The 13,872-nt window shown below is 64.5% G+C and carries 14 protein-coding genes; all 14 read right to left on the bottom strand.

All coding sequences use genetic code 11. The annotated features are described in order from the left end of the window. Positions 1-13: 13 nt before the first annotated feature. Genes M1D68_RS23215 through M1D68_RS23150 form a run of 14 tightly spaced genes read right to left on the bottom strand, consistent with a single transcriptional unit; the run spans position 14 to position 13,753 of the window. Positions 14-1,240 carry a beta-ketoacyl-ACP synthase gene (locus M1D68_RS23215; protein ID WP_457968504.1) on the bottom strand — a complete coding sequence of 409 codons (1,227 nt, stop codon included), beginning with the start codon at positions 1,238-1,240 and terminating at the stop codon, positions 14-16. Beyond that, a complete protein-coding gene (gene fabG, locus M1D68_RS23210) occupies positions 1,240-1,968 on the bottom strand; it encodes a 3-oxoacyl-ACP reductase FabG (RefSeq protein ID WP_434561054.1) in 729 nt (242 codons plus the stop codon). Before fabG ends, M1D68_RS23215 begins: the two co-directional genes overlap by 1 nt. After that, positions 1,965-2,432, bottom strand: a complete 468-nt coding sequence (locus M1D68_RS23205) for a hotdog family protein (RefSeq protein WP_434561052.1) — start codon at positions 2,430-2,432, stop codon at positions 1,965-1,967. The genes fabG and M1D68_RS23205 overlap by 4 nt, the downstream gene beginning before the upstream one ends. Continuing rightward, positions 2,429-3,625, bottom strand: a complete 1,197-nt coding sequence (locus tag M1D68_RS23200; RefSeq protein WP_434608185.1) for a beta-ketoacyl-[acyl-carrier-protein] synthase family protein — start codon at positions 3,623-3,625, stop codon at positions 2,429-2,431. Before M1D68_RS23200 ends, M1D68_RS23205 begins: the two co-directional genes overlap by 4 nt. Further along, a complete protein-coding gene (locus tag M1D68_RS23195) occupies positions 3,622-4,104 on the bottom strand; it encodes a DUF3261 domain-containing protein (protein ID WP_457968502.1) in 483 nt (160 codons plus the stop codon). The genes M1D68_RS23200 and M1D68_RS23195 overlap by 4 nt, the downstream gene beginning before the upstream one ends. After that, positions 4,101-4,829 carry a class I SAM-dependent methyltransferase gene (locus M1D68_RS23190; RefSeq protein WP_420767073.1) on the bottom strand — a complete coding sequence of 243 codons (729 nt, stop codon included), beginning with the start codon at positions 4,827-4,829 and terminating at the stop codon, positions 4,101-4,103. The genes M1D68_RS23195 and M1D68_RS23190 overlap by 4 nt, the downstream gene beginning before the upstream one ends. 10 nt (positions 4,830-4,839) lie before the next feature. Next, a complete protein-coding gene (locus M1D68_RS23185; protein ID WP_434561048.1) occupies positions 4,840-6,087 on the bottom strand; it encodes an NAD(P)/FAD-dependent oxidoreductase in 1,248 nt (415 codons plus the stop codon). Further along, the gene (locus M1D68_RS23180) at positions 6,074-7,231 is read right to left on the bottom strand and encodes a sodium:proton antiporter (RefSeq protein WP_457968500.1); all 1,158 of its coding nucleotides are present in this window, start codon (positions 7,229-7,231) and stop codon (positions 6,074-6,076) included. The genes M1D68_RS23185 and M1D68_RS23180 overlap by 14 nt, the downstream gene beginning before the upstream one ends. After that, positions 7,228-9,567 (bottom strand): MMPL family transporter, encoded by a 2,340-nt coding sequence (locus M1D68_RS23175; protein WP_457968498.1) that lies wholly within the window; start codon positions 9,565-9,567, stop codon positions 7,228-7,230. Before M1D68_RS23175 ends, M1D68_RS23180 begins: the two co-directional genes overlap by 4 nt. Continuing rightward, positions 9,551-10,144, bottom strand: coding sequence for an outer membrane lipoprotein carrier protein LolA (locus M1D68_RS23170; RefSeq protein ID WP_434649195.1), 594 nt, complete (start codon positions 10,142-10,144; stop codon positions 9,551-9,553). The genes M1D68_RS23175 and M1D68_RS23170 overlap by 17 nt, the downstream gene beginning before the upstream one ends. Then, complete coding sequence (locus M1D68_RS23165; RefSeq protein ID WP_030140957.1) at positions 10,141-10,566, bottom strand: acyl-CoA thioesterase; 426 nt, start codon at positions 10,564-10,566, stop codon at positions 10,141-10,143. The genes M1D68_RS23170 and M1D68_RS23165 overlap by 4 nt, the downstream gene beginning before the upstream one ends. After that, positions 10,559-12,103, bottom strand: coding sequence for an HAL/PAL/TAL family ammonia-lyase (locus M1D68_RS23160; protein ID WP_420767079.1), 1,545 nt, complete (start codon positions 12,101-12,103; stop codon positions 10,559-10,561). Before M1D68_RS23160 ends, M1D68_RS23165 begins: the two co-directional genes overlap by 8 nt. Continuing rightward, positions 12,084-13,022 carry an LpxL/LpxP family acyltransferase gene (locus M1D68_RS23155; protein ID WP_434649193.1) on the bottom strand — a complete coding sequence of 313 codons (939 nt, stop codon included), beginning with the start codon at positions 13,020-13,022 and terminating at the stop codon, positions 12,084-12,086. Before M1D68_RS23155 ends, M1D68_RS23160 begins: the two co-directional genes overlap by 20 nt. Then, positions 13,019-13,753, bottom strand: a complete 735-nt coding sequence (locus M1D68_RS23150; RefSeq protein WP_457968495.1) for a glycosyltransferase family 2 protein — start codon at positions 13,751-13,753, stop codon at positions 13,019-13,021. Before M1D68_RS23150 ends, M1D68_RS23155 begins: the two co-directional genes overlap by 4 nt. Between the last annotated feature and the right edge of the window lie 119 nt (positions 13,754-13,872).

The raw sequence follows: 13,872 nt of genomic DNA, 5'->3' as shown, positions 1-13,872 counted from the left end.
GGATTGATGGGAATCAATGCCAGCGACGGAAAATCAGCGAGGTATTGACCCCGCCGAAGGCAAAATTGTTATTCATCACGTATTCGTTGCTCATCGCGCGAAACTCACTGCGCAAGTAGTCGAGTGTGCCGCATTCGGGGTCGACTTCATCGAGGTTGAGCGTGTGTACATACAGGTCGCGGTTGAGCATTTCAATGCTGAACCAGGACTCCAGCGCACCGCAGGCGCCCAGGGTGTGGCCCAAAAAGCTTTTTTGCGAGCTGATGGGCATGTGTTCGCCGAACAGGCTGCTGGTGGCCAGGGTCTCGGCGACGTCGCCCTGCTCGGTGGCCGTGCCGTGCCCGTTGACGTAACCAATGGCGGACGGTTCGAGGCCGGCATCCTCCAGGGCCAGTTCCATGGCCCGGCGCATGGTGCTCAACTCGGGACGGGTGGCGTGCTGGCCGTCGGCGTTGCTGCCAAAGCCGACGATTTCGGCATGGATCCGTGCGCCACGGGCCAAGGCATGTTCCAGTTCTTCGAGCACCAGCATGCCGGCGCCTTCGCCGATCACCAGGCCATCGCGGCCCTTGTCGTAGGGACGCGGGCTGGTCTGCGGGGCATCGTTTTTCAGGCTGGTGGCGTAGAGCGCATCGAAGACCATCGCTTCGGTCGGGCACAGTTCTTCCGCGCCGCCGGCGAGCATCAGCGGCAAGCGGCCGAACTTGATTGCCTCGTAGGCATAGCCGATGCCGTGGCTGCCGCTGGTGCAGGCACTGGACGTTGGGATCAACCGTCCGGTCAGGCCGAAGAAGATGCTGATGTTGGCCGCCGTGGTGTGGGGCATCATCCGCACATAGGAGTTGGCGTTCAGCCCTTCGGCCATGCTGTTGAGCAGCATGTTGCCGAAGGCCTTGATCTCATCGGTGCTGCCGGTGGACGAGCCGCAGGACACGCCCATGCGCCCGTCCTTGATCGACGGGTCGCCCAGCAGGCCAGCGTCGGCCAGGGCCTGCTCAGCCGAGGCCACCGCCAGGCGTGAGACCCGGCCCATGCTGCGCAACTGCTTGCGCGTCCAATGGGCCGGGACCTGGAAATCGTCGATGGGCCCGGCCAGGCGAGTGTTCAGTTCGGTGAAACGGTCCCACTCATCCATGCGCCGGATGCCGCTGCGGTTGGCGGCGAAGTTGGCGGCGATGGTCTCCCAGTCGCTGCCGATGGAGGTGATGCCGGCCATGCCGGTGACGACGACGCGCTTCATCAGCACAAGCCTCCGTTGACGGCCAGGACTTGCCGAGTGATGTATCCAGCTTCGGCGGACATCAGGAAGTTCACCGCGCCGGCGACTTCTTCCGGGGTGCCCATGCGCTGGGCGGGGATCATCTTCATCAATTCTTCCACGGGTACGTTTTCATCGAGCATGGCGGTGTCGATCAACCCCGGCGCGACGCAATTGACCGTGATCTTGCGCTTGCCCAGTTCGATGGCCAACGCCTTGGCCGCGCCGATCAAGCCGGCTTTCGAGGCGCTGTAGTTGACCTGGCCACGGTTGCCGATCAGGCCGGACACTGACGTGATACAGACGATTCGTCCCGCGGCGCGACGCCGGATCATCGGCATCATCACCGGGTGCAGCACGTTATAGAAACCGTCGAGGTTGGTGCGCAGCACGCTGTCCCAGTCGTCTTCGCTGAGGGCCACAAAGGCGCCGTCGCGGGTCAGGCCGGCGTTGAGCACTACGCCGTAATAGGCGCCGTGGGTTTCGACGTCGGCTTCGAGGGCCGCCTTGCAGGCGGCGCGGTCGGACACGTCGAATTGCAAGACGCGGGCGTTGCGGCCCAGGGCTTGGATGTCTGCCAGGACCGCTTCGGCTTCGGCGCGGCCACTGCGGCAATGCAAGACGATATCGTGCCCGGCCTGGGCCAGGCGCAAGGCGATGGCGCGGCCGATGCCACGGCTGGAGCCGGTGACCAGTACGGATTCAGTCATGGCTGGGTTCCTGTTGCGGAAGTTTCATTGAGGTACTGGGCAGCATGGGGCGGACGAAATACGTTCAGTCGCGCCGTGGCATGGATGCCCGGCGCGTGGATGTGGCATTCGAACACACCCATGCCGTTGTCGTCTTCCAGGGAGCGCACGCCATGGATGGCCAGTTCAGTGTCGAGAGGGAAATGCTCGACGTTGCATTCGAACTTGCGGGTCCCGAGCAAAAAGCCCAGCTCCACTGCATCGCCGCGCTGGCGAGCGTGGCAACCGGCGAACGCCGCGACGCTCTGGGCCATCAATTCGATGCCGACCCAGGCCGGCAGCGCGCCGTCTTCACGGTTGAACAAGCCGCCGGGCTTGACCGTGGCGAGTGCATGGATCTGTTCGTCATCGAAAGACACGACCCGGTCGATGAGAATCATGTCGCCCGCATGGGGCATCAATTCGGCGAGCGGCCAGTCGATCATTGGGCGTCTCCGATAATGAGGCTGACGTTGTTGCCGCCGAAGGCAAACGAGTTGCTCATCAGGCGTCGGGGGAAGGTCGGGTTCAGGCGGGCACGGCTATCTATCCAGTCCAGCGCCGGCAGCTCGGGGTCCGCCTGGCCGTCCCAAAGGTGGGGTGGCAAGGCCTGGGCGACGTTGTCAGGGCTAAGGGTCAGCCAGCAGAAAGCCGCTTCCAACGCGCCCGCCGCCCCAAGCGTGTGGCCAGTCATGGGCTTGGTGGACGAGCAGGGCACGCCCGCCGGAAACAATCCAGCCACCGCATGGCTTTCCATGGCGTCGTTATGTTGCGTGGCGGTGCCGTGCAGGTTCAGGTAGTCAATCTGGCTGGCGTCCAGGCCGGCACAGCGCAGGGCTTTTTCCATCGCCTGGCGGGCGCCGCGACCGCTGGGTTCCGGCGCGGAAATGTGGTGCGCGTCAGAACTGGCGCCATCCCCGAGCAGGGCGATCGAATGGCCGTCGCCTGGCGTCTTGCTCATGAGAAACAGCACAGCCGCCTCGCCAATGTTGATACCGCTGCGGTTCACCGAAAACGGGTTGCAGCGCTCGTTCGACACCGCTTCCAGCGCAGAGAAACCGTTCAAGGTCAGTTTGCACAAACTGTCCACGCCACCGCACAGCACCGCATCGCACAAGCCCAGATCCAGGAGGCGACGGGCGCTCATCAAGGCCCGCGCGCTGGAGGTGCAGGCGGTGGAGATCACATAGGAGGGCCCGCTCAAGCCAAGCCAGTCGGAAAGGAAATTGGCCGGCGCGCTGAGTTCCTGTTGCTGGTAATCGTAGCCTTCGGGGAACCGCTGCTCGCGCAGGTAATGGGCAATGCCCTGGCTGGCCTCGTCGATGCCCGAGGTGCTGGTGCCCAGAACGATACCGATGCGCGCGGGGCCGTACGCCTCGATGGCCTGATCGATGTCAGCACGAATCTGCAACCCCGCTTCGAGCAGCAGTTGATTGTTGCGGCTGCGTTGCGCCGCCAGTGCCTCGGGGATGGGGGCCAGTTCTCCCCTTACCGCAGCCACCGGCAATGCCCGCTCGGCCACCCAGCCGGCTTCGACGCGCACGCCCGAGCAATCGCCGGCAAACAGGTTGCGCGCGACGTTTTGTTTGTCCCGGCCCAAGGAGCAGATGACCCCGAGGGCGTTCAGATAAGCGGTCATGGTGCGCTCTCGGTCAGCGGTGTGATGCGGTAGTGGGGGCCTTGGAGCAGGCGCAGCTCAAAATCCAGGGGCCGTTTGTAGCGCACCTGCCAACGCGCATCGAGGGCTCGTTCGACACCGTGTTGCCGGGCGACGGGGTAGCGATCGGCAAGCTCGGTTTCCGGGGTCAAGGCGAACAATAGCGCAGCGAACAATTCCCGCGCCTCGGCATTGGGCGGCAGCAGACCGTCGGCTTGCCATTGGTTGTCCACCAGGCGCTGGCGCGCCAGGGGGATGCCCAGCGGGTCCATCATCGACCAGCGTAAGCCGCTGTTTTCACGCTGGATCACCAACAGCCAATCCTGGCGCTGGCCGTCCAGTTGCCGCTCGATGTGCAATTGCAGTGGCAGCGCCAGGGTTGGCATGCGCTCGGGGAGCGGCGCGTGGCTGGCGCAGGCACTGAGCAGCAGCAGGCAACCGATCAACAGGCAGCGGATCATGTGGCGGTCCCTTCGAGCGGCTTGCGTGCCACCACGTTGACCAAGGTTTCTTCGCGCTCGCCGAACGGCTTGGGCCGGCGCAGGCCCCAACGCTCCAGGAGGCCGAAGTCTTTGGCGCGGCTCCACCACAGGTACGGATAGGACACGTTGCGGTCCTCGAACTGGAAGCCTTGGTTGCGGATCATCGCCAAGTATTGCGCGGCGCTTTTCTGCACGTGCATGGGATGGCGGAACAGCCAGCGGATCACCCAGGTATCGATGTAGGCTTCGGTGGATTCGGCAAACAGCAGGTAGCCGCCGGGCTTGAGCACCCGATAGAACTCGGCGAGGGCTTTTTCCTGTTCCACCAGGTGGTGAAAGGTCTGGTGGCAGAACAGCAGGTCGACGCTGGCATCGGGCACGGCCAAGGTCGCGCAATCGCTGCCGATCAGTTCCACGGCCATGCCCTGGCGAGCGGCTTCTTGGGCGCTCAGGTCCAGGCTGTGGGGGTCGGCGTCCACGCCAATCAGGCGTTGCGGCGCGAATGCCTGGCGCAGGTACTGGAACGACTTGCCCTGGCCGCAACCGGCATCCAGCAGCACCGGATTGGAAGGCGGCGCGGTATTGAACAGACCGCGCAGATCCTCGACCGCCACGCGCAGCACATGATGCTGCCAGGTGTGGCTGCGCAGGAACCAGAAGCCGAAGCGGGTTTCTTGGACGTAGTTATCGCTCAGGTAGCTCATGGTTGTTTGCTCATGGCGCTGGGCTCGCGCAGATTTCCGAGAGCACGCGCAGGCGCCGCTTGGGTTCGCTGACGAACGGGTTGCGTTGATCCCAGGCATAGCCGGCGAGGATCGAACTGATCATCCGGCGGATGTCGGCGGAGCCTTCGGTGTAGTAGATCACGTCCTGGAACGTGCCGGCATACCAGCCTTCGACGTAGCAGCGGAACGTGTCGACGCCGCGTTTCAGTGGCTCGGCGAATTCGCCCTGCCAATCCACCTGCTCGCCTTGCAACTGACGATGCAGCACGCCGGCGGCCATGCTCGCCGAGCGCATGGCGATGGTCACGCCGGAAGAAAACACCGGATCGAGGAATTCCGCGGCGTTGCCCAGCAGGGCAAAGCCAGGGCCGTGCAGGGTCTTCACGTTGGCCGAGTAGCCACCGATGGTCCGCGCCGGAGTGTCCCACGCAGCATTGGCCAGCACGCCGGACAGGCTTGGGGTCTCGTCGATAAAGCCGCGCAGGCAGGCATCGAGGTCATTGGTGCGGCCCGCGAAATGTTCCGCTGCCGCGACCACGCCCACCGAGCAACGCCCATCGCTGAAGGGGATGGTCCAGAACCACACGTCGCGTTTCGTCGGGTGGGTGGTGATGAGGATCTTCTCGCGGTCGAATACCGGGCTGTCGATGCGGTCCTCGATGTGAGTGAACACGGCCTGGCGCACCGGGAAATTGGACGGCGCCTCAAGGTCCAGCAGGCGCGGCAGGACCCGGCCATAGCCGCTGGCGTCAAGGACGAAATCCGCCTCGACCCGGTACTCGCTGCCATCCTCGCGCTGCACGCCCAGTTGCGGCCTGGCGAGGCTGAAATCAACGTTGGCAATGGCCTGGCCGTAGCGAATTTCCACCCCTTGCAGGGCCGCCTGGTCGGCCAGCAACTTGTCGAAGTCGGCGCGCTGGACCTGGAACGTAGTGGGCTTGCCCTCGCTGAAAGTGTCGCCGAAATCGAAGGCGCTGTAGCGCTCGCCCCAGGCGAATGCAGCGCCGTTCTTGCGCTGGAACCCAGCGGCATTGACCGCGTCGAGCATGCCGGCTTCTTCGACAAAATCCAGACAGTGGGACAACAGGCTCTCGCCGATGGAGAACCGCGGGAAATGCTGGCGCTCGATGACCAGCACGTCATGCCCCTTGCGCTTGAGCAGCGCGGCGGCGATGGCGCCGGAAGGGCCTGCGCCAATGATGACGACCTGTCGACGTTCCATTTCAACTGTTGACACTGGGGCTCCTGGCCGGGACGGCGTGCGAAGGAATACGGTGAAAACCGGCCAGGGCCGGCAGCAAAGTCGCGATCAAACCCATCAGCATCAGCGCGAAGTACAGCGCGTGGCTGATGAGTTGTTGTTGCAGCAGCAGATTGAGGAAGACGATTTCACTCAAGCCGCGAATATTCAGCAAGATACTTTCCCGCACGCGGCTGGCGCCGGCGAAGGACGCCCCGGCCCAGCCGAGCCCAAGCCAGTTGCCCAGCAGTTTGCTGGCAATGGGCAACAGCAGCAACGCCCCCAGCTGGGCCCAGCCGAGGCTGTCCATCGCGCTGTGCACGTTGATCTGCACGATACCGAACGTCAGGATCAACGGGATGGCCAGGTAGGTCTGCAACCTGTTCATCCACTCGGCGCCGAGGGGCAATACCAGCGGCACCTTGAGCGCGGCCATGCACAGCAGGTAGCCGATGCCGACGATGAGCGCATTGAGTCGGTAATGTTCGGCCACCACCAGCAGGGCGAAGAACAGGCCGCTGTGCAGCAACGGTTGGCGCAGGCCCGCCAATCGCAGCAGCATCGGCAGGCAGGCACCGGCCAGCGGCAGCAACAGGTTGCCCAGGTGCAGGCTGCCCTGGGCCAGGGCGAACAGGCTCCAGCAGATAAGGTCGATCAGGATGGCCGTCTGTACCAATCGGCGAGTGGCGGCGGGCGGGTAGGCGATATGGCGCAGGTACAGGTACAGCACCGGTATCGCCGTGATCGCGAACAGCAGCCCCACCGCCAGCGAGCTGATCCAGGGCTGGGGTGGCAGCAGCCAGAACGCGGTCGCCAAGCCACAGGCAAACGGTACGCCAAAGCTTGGCAGGGCAATCTTCACGCTCTGGCGGTCCAGGCGCAGGTCGATCACATCGCTGAGGATATGCCCCAGCAACAGGGCGAAGGCGAGGCTGTAGAGATTCTTCAACCACACGGGCGAAACCAGTTGCGCACCGCTGAGGTGCCATCCCGGCTCGATCCAGCCATACATCAATAAGGGCAGGCCGAACGTCGCCAGCAGCAATTGGCTGACGATGGGGATCAGCCCGAAGCGTCGCCCGGCCAGCGTCGCCACGGCGAACAGCGCCAGGGCCATGAGCCAGAACAGCGCCGTCATCATTGGACCGGCTCCGCAGCGCTGGACCCATGGGGTTGACGCCCGGCCCACGGTGCAAGCAGGAAGCTGAACGCCAATCCGAGGCTTACCGCCAGGCCGAAATTACTCACCGCCGGTGTGCTGGAAAGCGCCAGCAGGCCGAACGACAGCCAGGTGGTGATCGCCGCGAGCAGCGTACCCAGCAGGCTCACGGCGGCTCCGCCAATCTGCTCACGCATCAGGATCGCGTAGTCGACGCCGATGGCGGTCACCAGCAACAGGCCGAACAGGCTGAACAGCGTCAGCGGCTGTCCCAGCCAGCCGAGGCTCGCCAGGCTGCACAGCGCTGCCAGGAGCGGCAGGGCGACAACGCGCAACGCGCCGCCAGCCCCGAACGGCCAGATCAGCACCAGGACGATCAGCACGCAGGAGGCCAGTTTCAATTCGGCGGCGCTGACCTGCGTGGCGGCAAAGACGCGATTGAGGTCACCCAGGCGATCGACCAATTGCACGCCGGGCAAGTCAACAGCCTGCACCCGCAGCAACGCGGCATCGTTCAAGCCTTGCAGGCTGACCACCGCCGCCACGCCCTGCGCTGTCGGGCCGAGCCAGAGGGTGCGATAGGGTTCTGCGAGCGGGCCGGTCAGCGCGGCGTCGATGTCGGTCACTGGCAGAGCCTGCAATTGCTGCAACTGCGCTTGCAACGCGGCAACCGGCACGCCGACGTCCAGCAATGGCTGCCAGAACGCCGGCAACCGGGCCAGGGCCTCACGGATTTTTTGTTGCTCGGCGGGCGGGCTGACCAGTTGATTGAGGGACAGGTAGCCCTGGAGTTTTTCCAGGCCGATCAACTGGTCCAGCCGCTCGTTGAGGGCGGTCTGGCGCTCCAGCAGTTGCGCTTGGTCGTCGGCACGGATCAGGAAAAACTGGCTGGTGGGCTGGAAACCGGTGATGCGAGCCACATCGCGGGCTTCGTCGGTCAGGTGCTGGGGCGTGCCGATCCACTGGCGGATGTCGTTCTTGCTGCTCAGTTGCCATAGGCCACCGCCACAGAAGGCCAACAGCAACGCCAACAGGACGGGCGTGCGCACCCGGGCCAGCAGCGCTTCTCGGCACTGGAGCATGGCTTCGCACACCCGCAGCGGCCACTGTGCGGGGCGCAAGTCCGCCCGCTTGAGCAACGCCGGCAACAGGCAGACCGCCGTCAGGTAGGCGCCGACCAGGCCTGCGGCGGAGAAGATGGCGATCTGGGTCAGGGCCGGGAAAGGTGTCCAGGCCAGTGCGAGGTAGCCGATGCAGGTAGTCGCCAGGCTCAGGCTCAGGCCCGGCAGGGTCAAGCGCAGCGCCGGCCAGCTGCGCCACGGCTTGAGGCTCCAGCTCTTGGACAAATAATGCAGTGGGTAATCCACGGCGACGCCGATCAAGCTCGAACCCAAGACCAGGGTCATGACGTGCATGCGACCGAACACCGCCACGCAGGCCACCGCGCCGAACAACATGCCCACCAGCACCGGCACGAACGCCAGCCACACGGCAAAGCGGCGGAAGGCCAGCAACAGCAGCAACAGGATGCCCACCGTTGCGCCGCCGCCGACCCAAGTGATTTCCCGCGAGGCCTGTTGCTGTCCGCTGGCGGCGTAAAGCAGGCCGCTGGCCGCCAAGAGATTGCCCTGGGCCTGGCTCGCGTGCTCGCGGCTGCGTTGCAGCAGATCGGCCACCTGCAGGGGCAGGTTCATGTCGAAGGCATTGCCCTGGGTGCGCGCCCGCAACATGACCCAATGCTTGCCGTCGGCTTCGGCAACCAGCGCACCGCTGCCGACGTCCAGCTCGATGGCGCCGCGCTGGGGTTGGCTGTTCTGGATGCGCCCGGTCAGGCCTAGCCAGTCGTCCTGGCTCGGCACCAGGCTGAAGCCACTGAACGGGTCGAACAGCGCTTGCACCCGTTGCTGGATAAAGGCCTCGGGCTGGTCGATCAACTGTTGCCGATCAGTTGCCGACAGCATGGCCAGCCGGCCGTCGAGCAATTGCCTGCGCAGCGCAGGCAGGTCGGCTTCAAGCGTCCACTGGACCTTATCGAACAGGCCGCTGGCCTGCCATTGCTCGCCCAGGCTGCGGGCCAGGGCGATGGCTTGCTGGCGGTCGGCGTGGCCGACGAGCACCAACACTTCGCGGTTCAGTGGTTCCTGCATGCGTTGTTCAGCGATCAGCTCCAGCGCATCTGGCGATGTGCCCGGCACCAGTTCCATCAGGTTCGCCGACAACGGCGCACCGTTGCGCCATTGCCAACCGGCGAGCGCCAGCACTGCCAGCAGCAGGATCAAGAACAGCCACGGCAGCCTCCGTTCACTCGGCAAAGTCATGTTGCTCCGCTTCGCTCAAGGGTTGCGTGCTGGTGCTCTCGCGCATAAGCAGGACGGTACTGTCGCCTTGGGCTTCCAGCAGTTCAATGCGCTGGACCAATTGGCCGCCGTCAATGTTGATCTGGTGGAAGACCTGCTTAAGCAGCGCCGAGCGTGGGGTCAGGGTGAGTCTCCATTGTTGCGGCTCCCCCGACAGGTTCAGTTCAAAGTCACGCTGCAAGCCACTGCTGTCGCCCTGCAACACCGCCAGGAACAACCGGTTCTGCTGGGCGCCGGCGCTTTTGTTCGGCAGTATCTGCCAGGTGCTGCCGTCCCGCCGGGCTATGCCTTTGGCGGTGATGCGATAGTCCTGTTGCAGCGGCGTTTGCAGCAGCCACAGCAGGCCCTGGTTTTTCGCCAGCACGAAGCGGCCCTTGCTGACGAGGGGCTGGGGCAGGGCGCGCAGGTGTTTTTCCTGGATGAACTGGCCGTGGATCACGTCCGGGCGCGCCAGTTGATCGCTCAATTGCTGCAGGTCGAACGCCTGGGCCAGCGGCGACAGGCTGCACAGCAGCAGCCAGGTGAGCAGGCGCTTCATGACAGTTTCCTCTCGACCGCTTCGACAAACACCCGAGGCGAGGCCAGCAGCATCTCGCGAGTGGCCATGTCCACGGCCACTTGCACGGAACTGGCGCGGGTGAAGCGTTCGCCGGTTGCGGCGTCACTGATCAGGTAGTTGATCTTCAGCCGGTTTTCCCACTCCACCAGACTGGCGCGCACGGTCAGGGTCTGGCCGAACACGGCACCGCGTACGTAGCGCAACTGCAGGTCGATCACCGGCCACGCATGCCCCGATTCGAGCATGTCGTTGTAGTTGTGGCCGATCAGGTCGAGCAGGGCACAGCGGGCCACTTCCAGGTATTTGACGTAGTGGCCATGCCAGACCACGTTCATCGAGTCGACGTCAAAAAACGGCACCACGATCTGGGTGTCGACGTGCAGAACGCCTTGGCTACGCATGCAGCCTCCAGTGTTGTTCGGCAATGCGTTGCAGGCACAGGCGCAGTTCGCCTTCCAGGGCGCGGTCTTCAATGACCGGCGGGAAATCCTCGGTCAGTTGCTCGTGCATCGTGGCCAGGGCCGGTGGCAGCGGTCGTGCGTCTTCGGCGCGGCTGCGCAGCCAGACGCCCTGGTTGGCGGCCAACAAGGTGGCGGCGGCGACCTGTTCGGTCAGCTCCAGCACGCGGATCGCGTCTCGGGCAGCGATGGTGCCCATGCTCACCTTGTCTTGGTTGTGGCACTCGGTAGAGCGCGAGAACACGCTGGCCGGCATCGTGTTTTTCAGGGCTTCGGCGGTCCAGGCGCTGGTGCCGATCTGCACGGCCTTGAAGCCGTGGTTGAGCATCGCCCGCTCGGCGCTGGCGCCGGACAGGTTGCTAGGCAGGCCATGGTTGTATCGCTCGTCCACCAGCAGGGCGAGCTGACGGTCCAGCAGATCGGCGACGTTGGCCACCAGATTCTTCAGGCTGTCCATGGCGAAGGCGATGTGCCCACCGTAGAAGTGCCCGCCATGGAGCACGCGCTCGGCTTCGGCGTCGATGATCGGGTTGTCGTTGGCGCTGTTGAGTTCGGTTTCGATGAACCCGCGCAGCCAGCCCAGGCTGTCGGCCAATACCCCGAGCACATGCGGGGCGCAGCGCAGGGAGTAGCGATCTTGCAGACGATGCAACGGCGCGGTCGGGGCGTCGATGGCCAGGTCCTTGCGCAGCCACGCGGCGACCTGCATCTGCCCCGGGTGCGGCTTGGCGGCGAACAGGCGTTCGTCGAAGTGTTCCGGATTGCCTTGCAGGGCGACCACGTTCAGCGCGGTGATGCGGGTCGCCAGTTGCAGCAGGTAGTCGGCGCGGGCAAAGGCCAGGCAGGCCAGGCCGGTCATCACGGCGGTGCCGTTCATCAGCGCCAAGGCTTCCTTGGGCCGCAGCACCAGCGGCGTCCAGCCCAATTCGCGGTGCACGTCGGCGGCCAGGCGGCGTTCGCCACGGAACATGACTTCCCGTTCACCGGATAACGTAGCGGCGACGTAGGACAGCGGCGTCAAGTCGCCGCTGGCGCCCACCGAACCTTCTTCCGGAATCAGCGGCAGGATGTCGTGCTTGAGGAAGGCCTGGAGCCGTTCCAGCAGTTCCACGCGCACCCCCGACACACCGTGGCACAGCGACTGCAAACGGGCCGCCAGCACGGCACGAGTGGCTTGGGCATCGAGCAGTTTGCCCAGGCCGCAGCCGTGGAAGGTGTAGAGGTGACGGGGCAGGGCCTCGACGTGGTGCAACGGCACGGCCACCACGCAAGAGTCGCCGTAGCCGGTGGTCACGCCATAGATGACGCCTTCCTTGTCCAGCAGTGAATCGAGGAACTGCGCACCCTTGGCAATGCGCTGGCGGAACGTCGGATCATCCTGCAATTGCGTCGGCGCCTGACGGTTGGCCAGGGCCAGCACATCTTCAATGCGCAGGGGGCGTTCGCCGAAGGTTACCGGCTCAAGAGTGGGCATCGTCATCGGTCTTCCAGAAAGGGTAAAAGTTGAACCACTGTTGTGGCCCCTGGAGGCAATATTGCGCCAGGCGTTCGGCGTACAAGCCGGCCCAATGGGCAATCACGTGGTCGCGTTCGTTGCGCTTCCACACCACGGCATCGGCGAACGGTTCGAGGGTGACGCGATAGTGTCCTTCGTGCTTGAGACACATCAGCAGGTTGACCGGGCATTTCAGCAGGCCGGCCAACAGCCAGGGGCCTTGCGGGAATGCCGCCGGATACCCCATGAAGTCCACCGTCACGCTGCGCCCGCCATGCAGCGGTACGCGATCGCCAGCGATCGCCAGCCACTCACCGCGCTCCAGGCGTTCGCTCAGTTGCAGCATGATCACCGGGTTTAGCTCGCTGACCTGGATCAGCCGCAAGTGCGTGGCGCCGGCTTCGCCCAGCAAGCGATTGAATTGCTCGGCGTGCTTGGTATGCACCAGCACGTTCATGGTGACCTTTTCACCCAGTTCGGCCAGGGCTCGGCACATTTCCAGGTTGCCCAGGTGTGCGCCGACCAACATCTGCCCTCGCGTGTCGCGCAAATGGTTGCGCAGCAGCGCCGGGTCGACGATTTCGATCTGCTCGATGCTTAGCTTGCCGTTCCAGACGTCGAGCTTGTCCAGCAGGGAGTCGGCGAAGGCCATGAATTGCCCAAAGACTCGACGGTGGGTCGGGCGCAACTCGGGGCGGCCGCTCCAGTCGGCGAGGCGCTGCTGATACTGCCAGGCCGCCTGCCGGGCGCTGCGACCAAAAACGAAGAAGTACAGGACGATGCCGTACAGCACCGGTGTCAGCAGCCGACGGCCCAACACCTTGGCGGCAAACGCGGTGAGTTTCATCAGCCAGAAACTACCGCGCTCCTGGCGATCCGCCCAGTGCTGCTGGTTTGTGCTCATGGGCGCCACCGTTGCCAGAGAATCACCGGCAAGCGCACCAGCATGCCCAAGAACAGCCGGGTGTGCATGCGAGAAATCAGCACATTGTCGTGGAACAGGCGAAAGTGCGAGACCCCGTCCAGAGGGTAATGGACCCGCGTGCGCAGCCAGCGCATCGGCTGGTTGCGCCAGGACAGGCGCACGAGGATGTCCGAGTCGAAATCCATGCGCTTGCCGATGTTTGCCGAGTCGATCAGTGCCAGGGTCGGTGCCAGGGGATAGACCCGGAAACCGCACATCGAATCGCGGATCTGCAGGGACAGGCTGTTGATCCAGACCATCACGTGGGTCAGGTAGCGTGCGTAAAGGCGGCCTTTCGGCACGCTGGCGTCGTACAGGGGGTAACCGCAGATCAGCGCGTCGGGATGAGCGCTGGATTGTTCGATGAAGGTGCCTACGTCGCCCAGGTCGTGCTGCCCGTCGGCGTCGACCTGCAAGGCGTGACTGAAACCCAGGCGCGCGGCCTCCCGCAGCCCGGTCATCACCGCGCCGCCCTTGCCCTGATTGACGGCCAGCCGCACCAGGTGAACCCGTTCGTTTTCAGCCAATTGTTCGAGCACCGCCGCGCAAGCCGCGCTACTGGCATCGTCCACCAGCACGCAGGGCAAGCCGCTGCCGAGCAATGCCTGGACCACCGTTGCGATGGCGGTTTCGTGGTTGTAGACCGGGATGACGGCGCAGGGGTTATGCATGGGCTCTGCACCTGTGCCAAAGGAATTCTTTGTGGCGAGGGAGCTTGCTCCCGCTCGGTTGCGTAGCAACCGCAAAAAAAGCGAGGGCGGCTGCGCCGCAAGCGTCGCACCGACCCCGC

Source organism: Pseudomonas sp. R4-84 (genome assembly GCF_054130985.1).
Note: the sequence above shows the minus strand (reverse complement) of the source record. Positions and strands in the feature narration are given on the sequence as shown.

What these genes read in the sequence shown, in the direction of transcription:
- M1D68_RS23150 (WP_457968495.1), bottom strand. Translation starts at nt 13,753, where the DNA reads ATGCATAACCCCTGCGCCGTCATCCCGGTCTACAACCACGAAACCGCC.
- M1D68_RS23165 (WP_030140957.1), bottom strand. Translation starts at nt 10,566, where the DNA reads ATGCGTAGCCAAGGCGTTCTGCACGTCGACACCCAGATCGTGGTGCCG.
- fabG (WP_434561054.1), bottom strand. Translation starts at nt 1,968, where the DNA reads ATGACTGAATCCGTACTGGTCACCGGCTCCAGCCGTGGCATCGGCCGC.
- M1D68_RS23170 (WP_434649195.1), bottom strand. Translation starts at nt 10,144, where the DNA reads ATGAAGCGCCTGCTCACCTGGCTGCTGCTGTGCAGCCTGTCGCCGCTG.
- M1D68_RS23200 (WP_434608185.1), bottom strand. Translation starts at nt 3,625, where the DNA reads ATGACCGCTTATCTGAACGCCCTCGGGGTCATCTGCTCCTTGGGCCGG.
- M1D68_RS23205 (WP_434561052.1), bottom strand. Translation starts at nt 2,432, where the DNA reads ATGATCGACTGGCCGCTCGCCGAATTGATGCCCCATGCGGGCGACATG.
- M1D68_RS23160 (WP_420767079.1), bottom strand. Translation starts at nt 12,103, where the DNA reads ATGACGATGCCCACTCTTGAGCCGGTAACCTTCGGCGAACGCCCCCTG.
- M1D68_RS23155 (WP_434649193.1), bottom strand. Translation starts at nt 13,022, where the DNA reads ATGAGCACAAACCAGCAGCACTGGGCGGATCGCCAGGAGCGCGGTAGT.
- M1D68_RS23215 (WP_457968504.1), bottom strand. Translation starts at nt 1,240, where the DNA reads ATGAAGCGCGTCGTCGTCACCGGCATGGCCGGCATCACCTCCATCGGC.
- M1D68_RS23180 (WP_457968500.1), bottom strand. Translation starts at nt 7,231, where the DNA reads ATGATGACGGCGCTGTTCTGGCTCATGGCCCTGGCGCTGTTCGCCGTG.
- M1D68_RS23195 (WP_457968502.1), bottom strand. Translation starts at nt 4,104, where the DNA reads ATGATCCGCTGCCTGTTGATCGGTTGCCTGCTGCTGCTCAGTGCCTGC.
- M1D68_RS23190 (WP_420767073.1), bottom strand. Translation starts at nt 4,829, where the DNA reads ATGAGCTACCTGAGCGATAACTACGTCCAAGAAACCCGCTTCGGCTTC.
- M1D68_RS23175 (WP_457968498.1), bottom strand. Translation starts at nt 9,567, where the DNA reads ATGACTTTGCCGAGTGAACGGAGGCTGCCGTGGCTGTTCTTGATCCTG.